This is a genomic window from Coleofasciculus sp. FACHB-542, assembly GCF_014695825.1.
In the GTDB taxonomy this organism is placed as follows: domain Bacteria; phylum Cyanobacteriota; class Cyanobacteriia; order Cyanobacteriales; family FACHB-T130; genus FACHB-T130.
This window is the reverse complement of sequence record NZ_JACJPB010000009.1, coordinates 62,266-80,760: the sequence shown is the minus strand read 5'-3', so window position 1 is coordinate 80,760 and position 18,495 is coordinate 62,266. Positions and strand designations below refer to the sequence as shown.

The 18,495-nt window shown below is 45.6% G+C and carries 16 protein-coding genes; 2 read left to right on the top strand and 14 right to left on the bottom strand.

Features of this window, described 5'->3' with window-relative positions; genetic code table 11:
• Positions 1 to 64 precede the first annotated feature (64 nt).
• The 10 genes from hpsP to H6F52_RS01585 all read right to left on the bottom strand — a co-directional run bounded on the left by hpsP (position 65) and on the right by H6F52_RS01585 (position 12,288).
• Positions 65 to 1,264 carry a hormogonium polysaccharide biosynthesis glycosyltransferase HpsP gene (gene hpsP / locus H6F52_RS01630; RefSeq protein WP_190531488.1) on the bottom strand — a complete coding sequence of 400 codons (1,200 nt, stop codon included), beginning with the start codon at positions 1,262 to 1,264 and terminating at the stop codon, positions 65 to 67.
• A 35-nt stretch (positions 1,265 to 1,299) separates the two neighbouring features.
• Positions 1,300 to 2,475, bottom strand: coding sequence for a hormogonium polysaccharide biosynthesis glycosyltransferase HpsO (hpsO, locus tag H6F52_RS01625; RefSeq protein ID WP_190531486.1), 1,176 nt, complete (start codon positions 2,473 to 2,475; stop codon positions 1,300 to 1,302).
• A gap of 49 nt (positions 2,476 to 2,524) precedes the next feature.
• Positions 2,525 to 4,120 (bottom strand): glycosyltransferase family 39 protein, encoded by a 1,596-nt coding sequence (locus tag H6F52_RS01620; RefSeq protein ID WP_190531484.1) that lies wholly within the window; start codon positions 4,118 to 4,120, stop codon positions 2,525 to 2,527.
• A gap of 2 nt (positions 4,121 to 4,122) precedes the next feature.
• Positions 4,123 to 5,100 carry a hormogonium polysaccharide biosynthesis glycosyltransferase HpsN gene (gene hpsN, locus H6F52_RS01615; RefSeq protein ID WP_339380834.1) on the bottom strand — a complete coding sequence of 326 codons (978 nt, stop codon included), beginning with the start codon at positions 5,098 to 5,100 and terminating at the stop codon, positions 4,123 to 4,125.
• A gap of 67 nt (positions 5,101 to 5,167) precedes the next feature.
• Entirely contained in the window at positions 5,168 to 6,850 is a 1,683-nt protein-coding gene (hpsL, locus tag H6F52_RS01610; RefSeq protein WP_190531482.1) for a hormogonium polysaccharide biosynthesis protein HpsL, read from the bottom strand.
• Between the two features lie 103 nt (positions 6,851 to 6,953).
• On the bottom strand, positions 6,954 to 8,417 hold the full coding sequence (gene glmM / locus H6F52_RS01605; protein ID WP_190410413.1) for a phosphoglucosamine mutase: 1,464 nt from the start codon (positions 8,415 to 8,417) through the stop codon (positions 6,954 to 6,956).
• Between the two features lie 73 nt (positions 8,418 to 8,490).
• Positions 8,491 to 10,464: an ATP-binding protein gene (locus tag H6F52_RS01600; RefSeq protein ID WP_190531481.1), complete on the bottom strand. Its 1,974-nt coding sequence runs from the start codon at positions 10,462 to 10,464 to the stop codon at positions 8,491 to 8,493.
• Positions 10,465 to 10,617: 153 nt separating this feature from the next.
• Positions 10,618 to 10,917: a hypothetical protein gene (locus H6F52_RS01595; protein WP_190531479.1), complete on the bottom strand. Its 300-nt coding sequence runs from the start codon at positions 10,915 to 10,917 to the stop codon at positions 10,618 to 10,620.
• Between the two features lie 92 nt (positions 10,918 to 11,009).
• A complete protein-coding gene (locus tag H6F52_RS01590) occupies positions 11,010 to 11,609 on the bottom strand; it encodes a DUF3177 family protein (protein ID WP_190410416.1) in 600 nt (199 codons plus the stop codon).
• Between the two features lie 457 nt (positions 11,610 to 12,066).
• The gene (locus H6F52_RS01585) at positions 12,067 to 12,288 is read right to left on the bottom strand and encodes a Calvin cycle protein CP12 (RefSeq protein WP_190429721.1); all 222 of its coding nucleotides are present in this window, start codon (positions 12,286 to 12,288) and stop codon (positions 12,067 to 12,069) included.
• 411 nt (positions 12,289 to 12,699) lie between these two features.
• Here H6F52_RS01585 and H6F52_RS01580 point away from each other — a divergent pair, with 411 nt between their 5' ends.
• Positions 12,700 to 13,950, top strand: coding sequence for an FIST N-terminal domain-containing protein (locus H6F52_RS01580; protein ID WP_190531477.1), 1,251 nt, complete (start codon positions 12,700 to 12,702; stop codon positions 13,948 to 13,950).
• A 116-nt stretch (positions 13,951 to 14,066) separates the two neighbouring features.
• Here H6F52_RS01580 and H6F52_RS25950 read toward each other — a convergent pair whose 3' ends face one another.
• The 4 genes from H6F52_RS25950 to H6F52_RS01565 all read right to left on the bottom strand — a co-directional run bounded on the left by H6F52_RS25950 (position 14,067) and on the right by H6F52_RS01565 (position 17,520).
• Entirely contained in the window at positions 14,067 to 14,876 is an 810-nt protein-coding gene (locus H6F52_RS25950; protein WP_199300300.1) for an acyltransferase, read from the bottom strand.
• Between the two features lie 102 nt (positions 14,877 to 14,978).
• Positions 14,979 to 15,734: an acyltransferase gene (locus tag H6F52_RS25945; protein WP_190531474.1), complete on the bottom strand. Its 756-nt coding sequence runs from the start codon at positions 15,732 to 15,734 to the stop codon at positions 14,979 to 14,981.
• Positions 15,735 to 16,149: 415 nt separating this feature from the next.
• A complete protein-coding gene (locus H6F52_RS25940) occupies positions 16,150 to 16,278 on the bottom strand; it encodes a hypothetical protein (protein WP_277877460.1) in 129 nt (42 codons plus the stop codon).
• A 141-nt stretch (positions 16,279 to 16,419) separates the two neighbouring features.
• Positions 16,420 to 17,520: a metallophosphoesterase gene (locus H6F52_RS01565; RefSeq protein WP_190531472.1), complete on the bottom strand. Its 1,101-nt coding sequence runs from the start codon at positions 17,518 to 17,520 to the stop codon at positions 16,420 to 16,422.
• Positions 17,521 to 17,804: 284 nt separating this feature from the next.
• On the opposite strand from H6F52_RS01565, the gene trmB reads away from it, so the two are divergent.
• A complete protein-coding gene (gene trmB / locus H6F52_RS01560; protein WP_190531470.1) occupies positions 17,805 to 18,440 on the top strand; it encodes a tRNA (guanosine(46)-N7)-methyltransferase TrmB in 636 nt (211 codons plus the stop codon).
• The last annotated feature ends 55 nt before the right edge of the window (positions 18,441 to 18,495 follow it).

Genomic DNA, 18,495 nt, shown 5'->3' with positions numbered 1-18,495 from the left:
AATGCTTGGTTAAACAAATGCCCGAAAGCTTACATTTCAAGCTTTTCAGGTCTGAGTAAGCCCACTAAATTAGACTGGACGCGCTACTACTTTTGCTTGTAAGAATTTGTTGGTAAGCTTTAATCGTTGTTTGAGCGATCGCTTTCCAACTGTAATTTTTCAAAGCGTATTCTTGGGCATTGATTCCCCGCCGCTGTCGTTCCAAAGCATCAGCCAGCGCCTCGCGCAATTGTTCAGTTAAACTATCTACATCACAGGTGCAAACCCAGCCAGCTTCCGCTTGTTGAATTTCCTCCCAGATATAAACTTGGTCAGAAATTACCACTGGGGTTCCATTGCACATTGCCTCTGCCACAGCAATGCCAAAGTTTTCGTAGTAGGAAGGGAGGACAAATACATCGGCATCTTGTAGTAAGGCAGTTTTCGACTCACCAGTTACAAATCCGGTTATAGTCGTGCGATCGCGTAAAGGTGACGCTTGCAACTGTTCTCGAATTTTGTTCTCATAAGCTGGATCTTGCGGATTTCCACCTGCCAGCACAAAGTGAAAATCAGCACCCTCTTCTAAAAGTTTTTCCAAGGCTGGAATCAGTAAATTTAGCCCTTTTTTCGGGTCAATCCGAGACATAAACAGCAGCAAAGGCTGAGTCTCCGGAATGCCTAATTTCCTTCTAGCTTGACCTTTCGGTAGGATTGCTGGCTGCTTTACGCCTAAGGGAATTACCACATCCGGCGTTGAAGTTCCGAAGCGTTCGGAAATCTTAGCTTCTTGGGGGCTGGTGAAGTGAATTCCCGCCGCACCTGCTAAATTGGGACGTTCCAGCAACGCCGCATAAATCTGCTTGATTCTCTTCTTCTTGCGTAAGTCTGCGGGGTCTAGCGTCCCCAAAGGACGCATTAAATACGGTAAATGACGCGATCGCGCCACAGTCGCCGCTGCTGTGGTTACAGGCGAAAATAAAGCATGAATATGAGCTAAATCAAATTCAGTCGCGTGTCCCGCTAACCAGCGCAACAAATCTAGGGAAAACTTATAGCGTCGGAACGGGGAACAGGGGAAATAACGCACTTGATAGCCGTTTTGTTCCACCGGACGGTCGAGAGGCACATCCAAGGGTGGCTGACCGACATCACCGTTGCTATTTGTTGTTAGTACCGTCACCTCTACCCCTTCAGACGCCAGTGCCTCTGATAGCCCCAGAACCATCTGACTGGGACCCCCATAAACTAAAGAAATTGAAGGGACAATTTGTAAAATTTTCATTTTGTTTGTCAGTTGTCAGTTGTCAGTTGTAAGCACTACTGACTCTTGACTAACTGTTTATAAAAATCTAATTGCTGCTTAGCTAATGCAGTATTTGTATATTGCGCGATCGCTCGTTCATAACCCAGCTTACCCAACTTCTGGGCTAAATCTGGTTGTTCCATCAATTGCCCCAGGCAATTTTGCAAAGCTACTGCATCTTTCTCTGGAAAGATTAACCCCGCATCTCCAATGACGTGCGGAATTTCCCCGGAATCAGAACCAATTACAGGAACTTGGCAAGCCATCGCTTCAATCAGCACATGACCAAACTGTTCTTTCCAACCAGCGGCAGTCAAAGTTTTAAACTTATAAGTTGTTTCTGAAGGTAACACTAGCGTATTCATCAGGTTGATATAGCAGGGAACTGCGTCATGAGGAACGCTTTCCACCAAAATCAATTTATCTTTAATCCCCGCCTCAGCGGCTTGTTCTAGTAGTACCGATTGCAATGGGCCGCGACCGAGTAAAAGCAATTTCCAGGGGCGTGACTGCAAGCCTTTCAACGCTTGCAACAGCGTCAGCAGACCTTTTTCTTCCACAAACCGCCCCACAAACCCGACCACAAATTCATCCGGTTGAATCCCCAGTTTTGCTGCCAATTCTGGCTGGGGTGTTGGTGAGAACAATCTTTCATCTACACCCAGCTGCGGCATCACCTTGCTAGGGCCGTCGTAGCCACGCTGCCGCAATATATCCACACCATCTTGATTTCCGGCAATCACTCCGTGAGTGTGTCGTAGGTTATAAGCTTCTAGCAAGGAAACCGGAAATTTTAGTTCGTAGGGTAAGTTCCACCAGGTAAAAAACACATTTTTGGCCTTCAGCCCTAACAGTCGATTAAGCGTAATCAGCTGAGCATACCCTAAAGCCTTTGAACCCTGTTCCACTTGAATAATCTGGGGTCGAAACTGGCGCAACAAAGAAATCAAGTCAGCCCCAAAGGTAAGCATTCCCTGGTTGTTCTGGCTGAAATTAGAAACTGGCACGATTTGAAAAGAGCCTTCTTGACGCAGCTGAGTTTCAATCGTCTTATTTTGAACACCCCCAGGTTGCCACTGGCGCGGCACAACGACAGTTACTTCAATTCCGGGTTCCAGTTGAGCTAACGCCCTTAGTTTCTCGCAGTTGAGGTCAACGATATAAGTGTGACTGGCAACTAAAATTTTCATTGCGAATATCAAGAACTATTTTTGAATTTTTAGGTTTCGGCTATTAGCTTTAATTTTTTTCTAAACGCCAAATATCCTGTATTTTAGGTGAATTATTCTGTGCTACCAAAACAGGTTCTATTTTATAGTTCTGCTCTTGCTTTAGTTTCTGAAGCAGTCCTTTAGACACTTCCAATAAAAAAACATCGCTATAACCATCTGGTACATTGACTGAGCTAGCTTTTTTAGTCAGTATTTTAAACTGTACTTTTGAATCTAGTAGATAGCTAATCGTGAATGCACGGCCTAAATTATCAGTAATTACTAGAGGACGAGTTGCTTGGTTGATTGTACGAGCTACCGCTGGATAGTGTGGGCTTCCAAAAGCCGACCAGGAAGGAGTTTGAGCAATGATTCCACAGGATATAATTCCGCTCATAAGTATGGCTGATGCTGCTACTTTTCCAAATGTTCTTTGCCAAGATTGTTTGGAACTTAACCAATTAGCTAAAAAGTACGAAACTACTATTTCTAAACCTAAAACAGTAGGAATTAAATATCTAAAACGGGTCGAAATAGAACCTCCGGTAATTATATCTTTGAGCATTAGTAGGATCCCTGTCATCCCAATTAATGTCAAAATAAATAACCATACCCGTTCTGGATTTTTTTTGAAAAGTAGATAAAAAGAAAAGCCAGTAATTATTAAGATTAAAGGAGTAAAAAATAATTGTAAATATCGTAAATTTTGAGTAAGACCAGCCCAAGGATCGTAAAAATCAACAAAAGTAGTTACTATATTGTCTATCCAGACCTTAATCAGTGATAGCAAAGGGATGCGGCTTGATACCTGATCGACTGAATACGAAGACATACCCGATGCCATAAAAAGATAAAACCACGGCAAAAAAATTAATCCACTACAAGCCGAGGCAAGTAGATAACATATTAAATTTCTGTAAAATCGAAATCTTTCGGTAAGAAAAACATAGGCCCCGTGTGCAATTAAAACAAATCCAAATAGTACATTAGAATATAAACCACCAATAGCAGTTATTCCATATATTACCCAACTAAGTTTTGTCTTGGTTCGCATCGCTCTCAAAAGAGCCGCGCTGGATAATAAAGTGACGACTGCCAGTAAACTATACGGTCGCACCACTTGAGCATATTGTAAATGAAATGGAGAGACAGCGACTAGAGCTGTGGCGATCCAGGCGGCAAGGTGAAATTCAAATAATTCCCAACATAGCCAATAAATACCTACTAAAACAAAAAGACTAATAAATGCTGAAAAGCTTCTTTGAATGATTAACGGATTACTAAATATATGGGTTCCCAATTCTGACCAGATTCGCATCCCCACTGAAAAAACAGGTGGAAATACATAGGGTTCTAATACCAATCTTTGAATAGATTGATTGAAACTTATATCAGGATTTATCCACTGATACTTCTGTAGCTCGTCAACTCCAACTACCGAATCATCAACCGCTAAGAATCGTTGACCGAATATGTAGGTGGTGCTAAAAGTCTCATCATTTGAATAAATTTTTTGGTTGAGGTGATAAAACCTCAAAAAAATGCCTAAAACCAAAGAGAGAATGAGCAAAGCTTTTAGAAAAAGGGGAAGCACATGAAGATCGGGTGTTGTTTTATTTTCCATAGCTACGCCTCCTTTTTGTCGAGCTGGGTGTATATTTGACCATCTGCCCAGTTAGATTGAATAACTGTACCCAATGCTTTAAAGAATCCGAGAGTGTAGGAAACACCGCGACTAAGGATTTTGATGGGAGAACCGCTTTTGTAACAAGGGGGATGACCTAAAACGTGACAGTCAAATAGCTTGGCAAAGAATCGCAGACATTGAGCTGGGGTGAGGTTTTTGAAGCCTAATAGAAAGTGGTTGTGATAGAAGGTAAGTTGGTACTGGAGCGATCGCGTACTAATATCGTGACAGCCGCCAGTTTCTTCTCCTAGGTGAACTAAATCAGCATCGGGGTCGTACCAAATCTGATACCCTGTCTGCCGCAACCTTAGACAAAAATCTGACTCTTCGCGCACCGCACTCCCTCGAAACCGCTCATCAAAATGCAGTCCGTGCTTCGTAAAAATTTCTCGCCGGAAAGACATATTGCAGCCTCTGGCAGTCAGAACGCGCTGCGGCTTCACGGTATGCACTAAGTCAATGTGGTACCAGGCAATTCCAGGGTCCATCGCTTCTGGGGGCAAATCCTCAATCGTCAACTTATTGCCGGAATCTTCCAACTTCATCCGGTCAAATACTCGCCCTGCCACCGCACCCACTTCCGGACGCTCTAAATAATTGCGAGCATGAGCCTCTAAATATCCAGGCTTTAGCAGAACATCATCATCCAGAAATAACACAATTTCCCCAACTGCCCGCCGTACCGCATAATTTCGGGCACCCGGTAAGCTTGCCCAATCTACGCGAAACCAACGAATTTTACCGCTGTTTGCCAACTCCTCAAGATACGCTTGAGTTTCGGGCTGGTGCGTGGCGGTTTGATCGACCACTAGCACTTCAAAGGCTGGGTAGTCTTGCAGCAAGACATCTTTGAGCGTGTCTCGCAAAGGTTCTTCACGTCCGTAAGTGGGGATAATAACCGAAATCAAAGGCTTCACGGTTTACTGCTCCGAAATGCAATTGAATAGTGAGCGATCGCTGAATACTGAGCGATCGCTGCCTTAATTATGTGGCAGGTACCGGGCTTGTTTTGCCGACAGTACGCCTTCCAGATGATTTGCGGCGTCCTTTCTTCTTCGTTTTAGCCTCATCATTTTCCTCCTCTGCCAATCGCTTCTCTTGTTCCTGCTTATCTATTTCTGGCAATTTAAAAATAACACCGGCAAAAAACCAGTAATAAATTGCCACCTCGGTATCCAAGGGATACCAGTAAGTGTTATAACTTAGCACTAAAATCAAAACCCAAAAACTGGCACCAAAACTGCGTAAACTTTTGTCTTTCACCGAGCGGTAAATTTTGAAAGTAATCGCTGTCAAGCAAGTCACGAAAACTAGAAACGCCAACGTGCCTGCCGGGCCAATTTCGTATAGAACCTTAGGGTAGTAAGTTTCAACCAGCGCTGCATCACCAAAAATTCGAGTGGAATTGGTAGCCGTTCCCAAACCGCGTCCCAAAAATCCCCGCTGTTTCTTCATTGCCCAATTAAATTGCTCCACAATAAATGCTTGGGGAGGTGAAGCATTCCAGCGGCTGACAAAACTATCGATCCGCTCCTGAATTAAAGCTGGGTTGGCGGCGGCGGCGATGCTCAACACCACACCTAGCCCGACTCCAACGGGGATAAACCGTTTGAGGTTCGCTACTTGTCCTGTAAGCACCAGCAGCAGTACGAAGACAACGGGAACCAGCGACAGGGCAATTCTTTGACCGGAAATCACCGCATTGGCAAAGACAAGTGCCATACCGACTAAACCACCAATCCGCCAGAAAAATGAAGTGTCACAGAAGGCAGTTGCAAAGGTAAAAAAGGCGTTGGAAATCAGGAACCATGCCCAGTGCCAAGGAGAGACAAACGTACCTGGTAAGCGAATCATCCCGACTTCCGGGCTGTAAACCAAAGCGCCACCGACAAAACACTTGGCATCCAGGGTTGCCTTAAACAAAGCATCAGCAACCAGTCCTCTGGTACCAGCACATCTACCGCTAGTCAGCATCGAGTACTGAATAAAGCCAAGGATACAGCAGATGATGGCGAGAACCAGATGCATTCGTGTCAGGAAGAGCAATTCCTTTTTTGTCCGAATCAGATAGTAGGCACAAAAAGCCAGGGGAACATACCCCAGAAAAACTTTTAGACCCAAAACTCCCTGCAAAAAGGGTTGTCCCGACCTACCGCCCGAAAATTGTAGGAAGCCGTTAACAAGAAACAGCGTCAGCCCAGAAAAGACTAACAGAATGTACAAGCTCGGCTTGATCTCTTTGGAAATCAGGATGGGTAGCTTTTTCCTTTGACAGTCCTTTACTAGAGCAATCAATGCGGGAATATAGATTCCATCTTTAGCCAGCTGGAATACAGGATTCCCGCCGCCAATCCAGTAGGTGACGGTGCCATTAATCGGTAGGTAAAGGAGGAATGCCCATAGGGCTTTGCGGGGATATTTGTAGGAAAACCCCAGCGCCGGAATTGCTAAAGAGGCTAAGGCTGCTTTTGGTCCAGCGGCGAGAAATAGGAAGATAGCAAGAACGGCGGCAATCCCCACGCTGGCAAAGGCAAATTGAGTAAATTCTTTTCGCGCCTGCTGCGCCTTGCGCTTTTGGGCTAACTGCTCCTTAAGACTTAGGGTTGGCGTTTGAGACTGCTGTTTTGTATTTTTAGACTTTTTGGATTTTAGCTTTGATTTCGGCATGGGGGAGCTTGAAGCTGCCGGTACCCATCGATTTTGGCATACATGATTTGAGATGCGTGGATTAGCGATCGCATCCACCTATCCACGCATCTCTTTCTCAAAATCACGCCAGATGTTGTTCGACGGCGAGAACCAGCTGTTCTGTCCAGTGATTTGTTAAGTCGGCACTGGCGGCTTCCACCATAACTCGGATGACGGGTTCGGTGCCAGAGGCGCGAACTAAAATTCTTCCTTGGTCTCCCATCGCTGCTTCCGCTTGAGCGATCGCATTTGTCACAGCGTCGCACTCTTGCCAACGCCGTCTCTTTTCGCGGTCTTCCACTCGCACATTCCGCAGCAGCTGCGGATAAGTCTGGAAGCTTCCATCGATCAGTTCCGAGAGGGATTGCCCAGTGCTATGCACCAGTGCTGCTATATGTAAAGCGGTCAGCAAGCCATCTCCAGTGAGACTGTAATGGTGGCAGAGGATGTGTCCCGATTGCTCGCCGCCCAGCTTTCCCCCAGTCCGGAGCATTTCCGCCTGTACGTACTGATCGCCAACGGCTGTCCTGACGAAAGAACCGCCTAGCTGTTTCCAGGCGCGTTCAAAGCCTAAATTTGCCATGACGGTCGCCACGATCAAATCTCCAGGCAACTGTCCAGCTTGCCTCAGGGTATTGCCCCAAAAATAGAGGATATAGTCGCCGTCAACGACGCGACCTTGGGCATCGACTGCCATGACTCGGTCGGCATCTCCATCAAAAGCAAAGCCTAAGTCGGCACCGTGCTGCTTGACGGCTGACTGGAGGGAGCTGAGGTGAGTCGAACCGCAATTTACATTGATGCGATCGCCGTCGGGACGATCGTGCAAGCAGATGACTTCTGCCCCCATCTCTTGAAACACCGCTGGTGCTAGATGAACCGCTGCGCCCCAAGCCAGATCCAGCACGACTCGCAACCCTTTTAGCCCGATCCCTGGTGCGAGCGATCGCTTCAGCAAGTCCAGATAATTTGTCACTAACTCCGGTCGATGATAATGCTGTCCCCAGCTACCATTCAACGTGGCGAAATTCGCCCTTCCTCTTAAAGCCGCTTCAATGTCCTGCTGCAATGCGGGGGGCAGCTTTGTACCATCCGATCCAAAAAACTTGATTCCGTTATCTTCTGGCGGATTGTGGCTAGCAGAGATCATCACCCCGCCTACGGCTTGGGAGGCGCTGGTGAGATGAGCTACGCAGGGAGTCGGGCATAGCCCTAGATTCCACACTTCCAGTCCCGCTGACGTTAAACCAGCCGCAAGCGCCATTGCCAGCATATCGCTAGAGTTTCTAGAATCCTGCCCTAAAATCACCGGCCCTGAGGTGGTTGCCGATGCCCGCAGCACTTGACCTGCCCAAAAGCCCACTTGCAAGGCTAGGGATGCACTCAGCAATTCTCCAGCTTTTCCGCGAATGCCATCGGTGCCAAACAGGGGAGTCGTTGGCAACGCGAGGAAACTGGAAGCAGGATTATTACCAATCCGGATGCCTGGTTGCTCTACCTCAGTCACAGGACTGGAGAGCTGAGGACGGCTTGGGGATGAAACCATATTTTTAAACCACTCCAACACACAACACACTTACAGTGGAGGATAGCACCTTCCGGAATAACCCAAACCTCTCTTAGGGTCTGCCGTTGGCTTGCTCTAGCTCAAGGCGGCTGCTGAGTGCGATCGCATTCGGATGTTTGCTGGGCAAGACCAGTGCAAACTCAGTTCCCTTCCCCGGCTGCGAATTCACCTCAATTTTGCCTTGATGCTTTTCCATAATTTGGGCGCAAATTGCCAGTCCTAGCCCGGTACCTTTTCCCGCAGGCTTAGTCGTGAAGAAGGGATCGAACAGTTTGTTTTGAATATCTGGGGGAATACCGAGACCGTTATCTCTAATCCGCACTCGTACAAACCCGGGATTTTCTGTTTCTATTTCTGTCTGAATCAAAATCTGCGGGCTGGTTTGCTGGCTTTGCTCAAGCAAGGCGTCAATCCCATTGCTCAAAATATTCATAAATACCTGGTTCAGTTGCGCTGGATAACACTCAACTAAAGGCAACTCTCCATATTGCTTAGTTACTTCAATGCCGCGTTTAAGTCGATGATTGAGAATCAATAAAGTGCTGTCAATTCCTTCATGAATATCAACAGGTTTCATTTCCGCTTCGTCTAAGCGAGAGAAATTTCGCAAAGACAGCACGATTTGACGGATGCGCTCAGTTCCCATCTTCATCGAAGAGAGTATTTTCGGCAAATCATCAGCGACAAAATCTATGTCAAATGCTTGAATTTGAGCTTGGATTTCGGGGGCGCTATTGGGATAATGTTGCTGGTAAAGATCGATCAGCGCGAGTAAATCCTGGGTGTACTCGCTGACGTGGCTCAAGTTGCCGTAGATAAAGTTAACTGGATTATTAATTTCATGGGCGACTCCTGCTACCATTTGACCCAAGCTAGACATTTTTTCCGTTTGAATCAAACGGGCTTGAGTTTGCCGGAGATCGTGTAAAGTGTGGCTGAGTTCGGTAGCTTGAGACACTAACTCAGCATTCAGTTCTTGTAAATGAGCGCGAGCTACTTCTAGCTGCTGATTTTTGCCCTCTAGTTCTTCAGTCCGTTCTGCTACCCGTCTTTCCAAAGTCTGGCGAGCGAACTCCAATTCTTGAGTATAATTTGCAACTCGTTGAATGAGGGTGTTGAAGGAAATCGCTAATACTCCAACTTCATCTTGAGTAAGGACAGGAGCTTGCAGGTCAAAATTAGCTTCCTCATTCGCTTGAGTCACTACTTTAGTAACTGCTTCAATCGGATGAGCGATCGCGCGACTGGTATAAATGGCGATCGCAACCGCGATCGCACTCGACAGTAGCATGGCAGCGATCGTAACCTGGGTTCCTACCTTTTCTGCCTCTTCTAGACCCTCATAGGCTTCTTCTTCTGCCTTGTGAGCGTTTGTAATTAAGATTTCTACGTCTTCTGAAAAGTTGTCAAACTCAGTAGCTACTTTATTATTCGTAAAAGCGATCAGTACCTGCTGTGCGGCTGAAACATCCTGCGTTTTTAAATTCAACTCATTAATTTTTTTTAGGAGAGATTCTACTTGCTGAAAGTAACTTTCTACCGGATTCTGGTTATTTTGAAGAAATTGCTTCAAATCCCGGCGATTAGTCCTATCTGCTAAAGCTCTGATTTCAGATAGCCGATTCTCAACCTCCGCTTTATGCTCCATGAAATGAGCATAGTGTTCCCTAAATACCTCTGGTTGCGATATTAAAGAAATAAATTGTTGCTGGTGGTTTCGTGCCTCTAGGACGTTAAACCTCAAGTCATTGAAAAGAAGTGTTTCCTTATGTACCCTCTCTAGATTCTCCCTAGATTGATCTTCATAGTAATAATCTCCTACCGTACGTCCTATGGCGGTTCCTACAATCGCCACAGCCAGAGTTAGGGCATATCCAAAACCAATTTTCTTTCGGATACTGAGACGATGGAGCAATCGGTTTGCCCAGTCTGGAGAAGGTTCTGGGGGTCTGAGTTGGCTTTGTGGCTCAGACTTAGCAGCAACGACCCGTTCGTGTGGGGTAAAGCTAGCGTCTGGAGATGGCATAGTCGAAATTCCAGTGGGATACTCAATGATAGTTTTCCCTTAAAAATATTTAATCTAACAATAGATAAATATTAGATTTTGTCTGACCTAAGCCGCTAATGTTTATTTCTTACCTACTTCCTTAGCTTTCGCAAACCTAAACTAACTAGTTGATTAAACTCCCGCCTCTAACAACAAGGGTTGAATTGCCTCCCAAGTTAATCCTTGCTCTATATAATGGGGAGCTTCCGGATTGTAAGGGGAAAGAACTCTATCAATAGAGATAATCGATGCCTTATCTGGTAGCACCGGCACATCCGGATCGAACGCTGTTGGGCGCATCAAAGAACTAGAATATCCTTTAAAGATGGCAATTTTGTCTTCTTCTCCAGCAATTTCAGCCGTGACAACCAGGACTTCATGAGGGCGCTTGGCGGTGTATCGCTCTAGACGCTGCCCAACAGCATTACTCATATTTGATGCGGGGTGTAAAAGGTTAAGGACAAACAATTAAAAAGCCAAAATTAAAAAATCAATATTTTTTAATTTTTAATTTTTAATTGTTTTTACTGTTCCATTGCTGAGCGTCCCTCCTTGCCCAGCCGGATCAAGACAAAATAACTCAAGTAAAGTACATAAATCACCAATCCCACCATCGCCAAAAAGCCTAAAAATCGAGGTGTATAACTGGGATGGAAATACTGTTTGTACATCCTAGGTGCTTCTAACCAAACGTCACAAAATGGTTTCTGGATTGCTCCTGGGGAAAATGCACAAGACAGGAAAGGAAGGAAAGCTAAAGCGCCCAATGTTAAATAAACACTGACAGCCCAACGCCACGCTGTTAGCACTAGCTTTAGAGGACGCAGTGGTTGATCGTCAATTTCATCGTTGATATCTACCCAAAACCAGAGTGATATGGGAATCAACAGGCGGGCAAAGAAAGACGACACGTAGGAAATAGGCCATCCAGCAATCATCAAGTAAATTGTAATCGCCAGTAGACTAGAAACCCGCCAGTAGATGATTAACAAGCGCACCATTGCATCGGCTTTCTGGATAAAAGCCCAGATCAGCAGAATCAGCGGAATGATAACAGTAAATAGTAGCGCTAGTCGGTAGTCCATCCAAACTAACGGTCGAAACCAGAGGTTGTCATTGTCCATTGGCTGTGTATGGCAGAAAGGGGAATTTTACCCACTCATTTTAACTGTCTAGGTGCAACTGCCACTCAACGAATCTCGTTGCTCTAATTGCCTGCAACAGCTCCCTACACTTGAGGAAAGGGAATTTTTTCTCTTTCCCTTATCTTTACTTTCCCGCTCCAAAACTGCTTCTTTTTCACTTGTGGGGGCAGGGAGCTTAGATTCGTTTCCCGATTGCTCAGTAGGGGTAGGGAAACCCCTGCGCTACTTTTTTGGCTTACGCGAGAAGCCGCTTCAGAGCGATCGCATCTGTCGCATTCAAACAAGTATTCGTATAAATAGCTACACAAAACAAAAAAACAAGCAACTCGAACGACTTCAATCAGGTTCTTGTTGCTTGTTAAGTGCCGGAAATTTATCCGGTGAATTTGTGCGGCGAACACCAGCTCGGGCTGGTGACATTTAGCACCAGATTAAATTATTCTTCGTAGACCCGGCACTCATCTGCTCCTGGGTTAGCGTCACAATACCGCTCCAAAGAATTCTTCGGCTTGGTGTCCCGCTGATGGGATGCTTCTGCTTGCAATTCTTCAACGGCATCCCAGGCAGCCGCACACTCACCGGAACCTGCGCCCTTTGTATCGCACACAGTCCGGGCTTGCTCGCGCTCTTGTTCAATTTGGTCTTGGATGTTGCTCATAATTCTCGTCCCCGTTTCTTGTTTTAATTCAGGAAACCTGGTGAATTTCGACCGTTATCGGTAATCTCCAATCAGGTGTTCTGCTCGCTGACTCTAAGTTTTCAGTCGTTCTTTCTTTGTCATATCAGCAAGTGACAGCACCTGAACAGGATCGATCTTTATCTTTTAAGATTTGGTCGTTTCTGACTCACCGAGGTGCCAGTATACACTTAACCGGCTAATCTATGGTTATCTTCACCATATTAACTAATGTTAAGGCGCTACTGCCACTCGCCAACTCCTCCCCTAGGGTTGAAGTAAGGGACTCTACAACCTGTGCCTTGCGAGTGTTAGGGTAATGATAAGGCTTTGATACCCTGCCAATCCGCCCAAGAGCATTGGCTTACAAAAGCGCATTTTTGTGTAATCCCTATGGCTAAGCAGATCAAGTGGACGAACGCCTTATCAACCCGTCCGTCTTTGGAAGCGGCAGTGGCAGAAGTGGTTGAACGTACGACTCTGGCGTTGCAGGCATCGGCTGACTTGGGGCTGGTGTTCATCTCGTCTGCCTATGCGAGTGAATATTCACGGCTGATGCCATTGTTGCAAGAACAACTTAATATCAAAGCGCTGATTGGCTGTGGTGGCGGCGGCATCATTGGCATGAATTCGCAGGACGAAGTGGAAGAAGTCGAACAAGAACCCGCATTAAGCCTTACCTTGGTTCATCTTCCTGGAGTCAATGTTCGCGCATTTGAGATTTCTAGCGATGCTCTGCCTGACCTAGATAGCTCACCGGATAATTGGGTAGACCTGATTGGCGTATCACCGGCTGATGAACCCCAGTTCATCTTGTTAGCCGATCCTTTCTCTTCCAAAATTAATGACTTACTTCAAGGACTGGATTTTGCTTATCCAGGCTCGGTGAAAGTGGGGGGACTGGCTAGCACTGGCAGTTTGGGTAACAACACGGGTTTATTTTGTAACTACCAGCTCTACCGCGAAGGAACGGTTGGCGTCGCTTTAAGTGGCAATATTGTACTGGAAACAATTGTGGCACAGGGCTGTCGCCCGATTGGGAAGCCTTATCGAATCACGAAAGGAGAACGGAATATTCTTTTGGAACTGGCTCCCCAAGAGGATAGTGCCGAGGTGAATGACTGTGTCGGAAAGTCTGGGACGCCTCTGGAAATCTTACAGGATTTAATCGAGAATTTGAGCGAGGCAGACCGACAGTTAGCACAGCATTCGCTGTTTGTAGGCTTAGTGCGGGACGAATTTAAGTTAAACCTGGAGCCGGGAGATTTTTTGATCCGCAACTTACTGGGCGTAGATCCTAGAGTGGGGGCGATCGCAATTGGCGATCGCGTCCGCCCCGGTCAGCGCATCCAATTCCACCTCCGAGACGCCCTAACCTCCGCAGAAGACTTAGAACTCCTCCTCCAGCGCTATCAAAAACAGGCACCTAACGATTCTCCATCTGCCGGTGCTTTGATGTTCTCCTGCCTGGGGCGAGGAGAAGGGCTTTATGGGCAGCCTAACTTTGACTCCGAGCTATTTCGTCGCTATCTAAAAGACATCCCCCTGGCGGGTTTCTTCTGTAATGGTGAAATTGGCCCTGTAGCAGGAACTACCTTCCTGCATGGATACACTTCAGTCTTTGGTATTTGTCGCCAAAAATAAATTGATTACAGTTTGGAAACTTTATACCTCAAGACGGGGAACAGGTAATTCCTGAAAAAACAATTACCGATTACCAGTTCCCAAACTATTTGTTTCACAATTCCGGCACAGTTAGATTAAATGTTGCTGGCATCGGTAAGTTTAAGACCCCCAACTTTTACTAAATTCTCAGCCGTACCATTGCGTTTGGAAACAACCTTAGCCGGTACACCTACAGCAACCGAATAAGGAGGAATATCTTTAGTTACGACTGCGCCTGCACCGATGACACTACCCTTACCAATCGTGACTCCATCCACGACGGTTACTTTGCTTCCCAGCCAACAATCATCTTCAATCACAATTCCCTTGCAGGTATCACCTTGGCTGACAATCGGACTTGTGGCATCGGCAAAGTTATGATTGCTAGCATAAATGGTGGTATGCGAAGAAATTAAACAGTCTCTGCCAACTTTGATTTGACTGCCAGATAAACAAGTGTATGGACCAACATACGTATTGTTTCCAATTTCAATGCAACCTCCAGGCATAACTTTGATATCAACGCCACGGTCGAGCCTAACCCGCTTTTTCAGACAAATTTTACTGTTTTGACCACCAGCATATAAATAAATATTTCTGCCTAAGGACACCTCCTCTTCAAGATAAATTCGACTATTCTGGTCGCCGCTTTCTAAGAGAGTTCCCCGAAAAATTTTAACTTTATCTCCAATTTCAATACAACAAGCGCGAATAAACTCAACACCTGGTTGAATCAAAACAGACGTACCTATGCGTCCTAAAATACTCCGGTAAAAAAAGTTTCGCAGTTTTAAACCGATTGATAAGGGGAACCACCCAAAAAATGTAATGAATAAAGATTCTTTCTGACGGTTCCATTGGGAAGGATAGCGGTAATTTTGAATGTCCATTGCTGTTTCTGTCAAATCTGATTTTGGTAATAACAAATATCAAGCGATCTGTAACAGGGATTGAGTTTTTGCTCAGCAGCAGGAAGGCTATTTAAAATAGCCTTCTCTATTCAATTGTTAAGAGTCTGCAACTAAAATTCCCTGTTTTATTTCGCGTTCGCAAACGCTATTTCGCTGAGAAATAACCCTAGCAGGAACGCCAACTGCAACTGAGTAAGGGGGAATATCTTTGGTTACAACCGCGCCTGCGCCGATGACGCTTCCCTTCCCAATGGTGACTCCATCGAGGACTTTGACTCCACTGCCTAGCCAACAGTCATCTTCAATCACAATTCCTTTGCAAGTGATACCTTGCTTCCAGATATAAACTGTAGGATCTGCAAAGTTATGATTGTTGGCATAAATTCCTACGTGTGATGCGATTAAACAGAATTTGCCAATTTTGATATGACCTGGGCCACCTAAACAGGTGTAGGGAGAAATATGCGTTCGTTCCCCAATTACAATATTGCAGTTACCTCGTTCGGTAACATTAATATCAACGCCTCGATCGAGGCATACTAAATCTCCCAGAGAAATCTTACTGTTTTCGCCGCTAGCGTTTAGGCGAACGTCTCGAAGAATTTTGACATTGTCTCCAACTTCAATAGAAGAAGCATTCAACAATTCAACTCCACTTTGAATGTATAGAGCTTTACCTACCCGACCTAAAATTGTTGGGTAGAGTAGTCTTCGCAGCATCGTACCCAACGGTCGCCGAATTCCTCCTATTAAGGTAATTAAGAGGAATTCGTTCACCCGCGACCATCGGGAAGGTTCTAAATATTTTTGTGATAAAGATTGGGATTTTTCCGCACTTATGTTGTTAGTCATGGTAAATGCACTCCAAAATCATCCTAAGGAAAACTAACATTTGATGATTTGTAGGAGTAACTATCTCTTGAGCGAAATCAGTACAGCTTCAGCAAGCTTGTCTTTGACTTCAAGCCATCAACCTAAGGCAACGATTAGAGGCAAGATTCTCCAAAAAAGCTGGAGTTGTTGTTAACTTACAGCCATTTCAAAAGTAATACCTGCTCGATACAACAGACTCTTACTCGTGTTAGTTTCAATGCCTCCAAACCCAAGGAAGCTTAGAAGCCTAAGCTATAGGCTTTAAAGATAGTTACTATGAGCAAGCAAAATTTTTAGCTATGCTTGCCAAAATCCTGAAAATTTTAGGAAACTAGCTTAGTTTCTTTTCACTGCGATCGCCCACTCGTCTGGCTTCGCCTATAAACCGCCTTAACTAAGGAGGAGTATCTCCAACTTCAGCCATCACATTAAATTCCACCATCGGTGCAAACAACATGGCACTTCCGCGATGGCTATGACGACTTTCTTCTATCCAGTTTCGTTGGTCTACTACTAAGGTCACGATGTAGAGCGTGGATTTAGAGACTTGTATCTAGACTGAGAATGAGCTTAAGCAATGCTATGGCACTTTAGAGACACTTTACTGAAGGTAAAGATTGAACAGCATCTTACTAAAGATAGATCAAAGAGCTGATGAATTAGGTTATGGAGATAAAGTTGTGTAATTGTCAATGAGGGCGGGGGTGCCATCGGGAGCGATCGCGCCAAATGACTCGAAATAACGCTTTGCGACTGGGGGGAAGTGGGAGAAATCAAATAAAGCATCCCCCTTGGCAACATCTGCCCAGAAATAGCGTAAATTGGGGGCGAGTCCCTCTGCCTCTGTCATCGGGATATTTAAGGGTGGCTCAGTCAGCAACTTGAGCATGAAGGGAAGCGAGCGATCGCCCATCCAATCTCTTGAGAATTGTGGCAGCGTTGGGAAATGGGGGACAGATTCCACCCGATGCGACTCAATCTGTAAGGATTTTTTGCCTTGGTTATCGGTGCGGAAGTTCAAGATCCGGTAGGGATGAGGATAGCTAACCAGAGAACCTGTGGTGATCTCATAAACACCGCGATCGCAAGCAATATCCTGAATATGCAAATGCCCTGTAAAAATTAGATTTACCCCCGCCTCGCGGAGCATTTGCAGCAGCACTGGCGCATTCTCTAACATATACCGACGCCCTAGCTGGTGGGTGGATTGTCCGGGTAGATGCTCGACGACGTTGTGATGCACCATCACCATCACTAACTCATCATTAATCTCTTTGAGATGTTGTTGCAGCCATGCCAACTGAGCATCATCCAAACGCCCTATCTGTTTCCCGCGATCGCTAAAATTATTGGAATTCAGCCCAATTAAACGCACTCCGGGTAGAATTTGAGTCGTGTAATACAGTTGCTCCGGATGCTCGTAGCCAAACTGTTGGTAATAGCGGGGAAACTCTTGGAGTCCAATGGCGCTATCAGTGGGGAGAAAACTGAGTACATCATGATTCCCCGGTACCACGTAGGCTGGGAAAGGGAGCTTCAAGAGGCGTTTTTGCAGCCAAGCATGATTTTCTGGTTCCCCATCCTGCGTTAAGTCTCCCGGTATCAACAGAAAATCTAAGTTGAGTTGTTCCAGATGTCTCAGTACAATCTCCAATGCTGGGATGCTGACTTCTACCATGTGAAAACGGCTGGGATGATCCGTAATCGTGTCCGGAAGTGCAATGTGCAAGTCGCTGATGACAGCAAAACGAAAATTGAGACTCATAGCGCCAACGCAAAAATGGATGAGGGAATGTGATAATAGCAATCCCCGTCGATCATAACCTTTGGTACATTCTCTTCCGCACGCGAAGCAGTTAGTGCGCCAAGTTCGCATCAAAACCTAACCTCTAACCTTCTTCCCTACCAAGAAAGGGAGGGAAATTCGCTTTGGAGGCTAAAATATTCCTGTTTTTTCTCCTGGTAGGAAAGGGTTAGGCAGAGGGAAAAACTTTGTGTTGGATAATATTTAGTTACTGAATCGCTAACATCCAAAAAAGGAGTTTCATTTTGTCACCTGTCCGAGTTCGCCAACACGTTAATCCACTTTCCGCCAAGTATCAAACGCCGGTAAATCCTCCCGACTGGCAGAATATTTATGCCGATCCGACAAAGCCGCTGCATTTAGATATTGGGTGTGCTAAGGGGCGGTTTTTATTGAAAATGGCGACTGTAGAACCCGATTGGAATTATCTGGGTTTAGAAATTCGAGAAACCTTAGTAGAAGAAGCCAATGAATGGAAACAGCAGGCGCAATTAGAAAATCTTCACTACTTATTTTGTAATGCCAATAACTCATTAAATCCTATTTTGAGTTCTTTGCCAGTCGGAACCTTGCAGCGCGTCACCATTCAATTTCCCGATCCGTGGTTTAAAAATCGACACGCCAAACGCCGCGTGGTGCAGCCAGAAATGCTCGAAGTTTTGGCAAAGTACCTGGTTACTGGAGGAGTGGTTTTTGTTCAGTCAGATGTTGAGGCGAGCGCAGTGGAAATGCGCGATCGCTTCTCCTCTTCCCCAGCCTTCCAAAGACAGGGAGGCGATGACTGGTTAGACACAAATCCCCTGCCAGTGCCAACTGAGCGCGAAATCAGTACCCTTTCTCGCGGCGAACCCGTTTATCGCGCTTTATTTATCAGGAGTTGAATTTTGAGGGTTGAGTTTTTAAGGATGAGATTAATGGCGAGAAAATGAGGAAATT

Bases quoted from the DNA above. Each gene is read 5' to 3' on its own strand.
- hpsO (WP_190531486.1), bottom strand. From the start codon at position 2,475: ATGAAAATTTTAGTTGCCAGTCACACTTATATCGTTGACCTCAACTGC.
- H6F52_RS01620 (WP_190531484.1), bottom strand. From the start codon at position 4,120: ATGGAAAATAAAACAACACCCGATCTTCATGTGCTTCCCCTTTTTCTA.
- hpsP (WP_190531488.1), bottom strand. From the start codon at position 1,264: ATGAAAATTTTACAAATTGTCCCTTCAATTTCTTTAGTTTATGGGGGT.
- H6F52_RS01590 (WP_190410416.1), bottom strand. From the start codon at position 11,609: ATGGACAATGACAACCTCTGGTTTCGACCGTTAGTTTGGATGGACTAC.
- H6F52_RS01595 (WP_190531479.1), bottom strand. From the start codon at position 10,917: ATGAGTAATGCTGTTGGGCAGCGTCTAGAGCGATACACCGCCAAGCGC.
- H6F52_RS01565 (WP_190531472.1), bottom strand. From the start codon at position 17,520: ATGAGTCTCAATTTTCGTTTTGCTGTCATCAGCGACTTGCACATTGCA.
- H6F52_RS01580 (WP_190531477.1), top strand. From the start codon at position 12,700: ATGGCTAAGCAGATCAAGTGGACGAACGCCTTATCAACCCGTCCGTCT.
- glmM (WP_190410413.1), bottom strand. From the start codon at position 8,417: ATGGTTTCATCCCCAAGCCGTCCTCAGCTCTCCAGTCCTGTGACTGAG.
- H6F52_RS01585 (WP_190429721.1), bottom strand. From the start codon at position 12,288: ATGAGCAACATCCAAGACCAAATTGAACAAGAGCGCGAGCAAGCCCGG.
- hpsL (WP_190531482.1), bottom strand. From the start codon at position 6,850: ATGCCGAAATCAAAGCTAAAATCCAAAAAGTCTAAAAATACAAAACAG.
- H6F52_RS01600 (WP_190531481.1), bottom strand. From the start codon at position 10,464: ATGCCATCTCCAGACGCTAGCTTTACCCCACACGAACGGGTCGTTGCT.
- H6F52_RS25945 (WP_190531474.1), bottom strand. From the start codon at position 15,734: ATGACTAACAACATAAGTGCGGAAAAATCCCAATCTTTATCACAAAAA.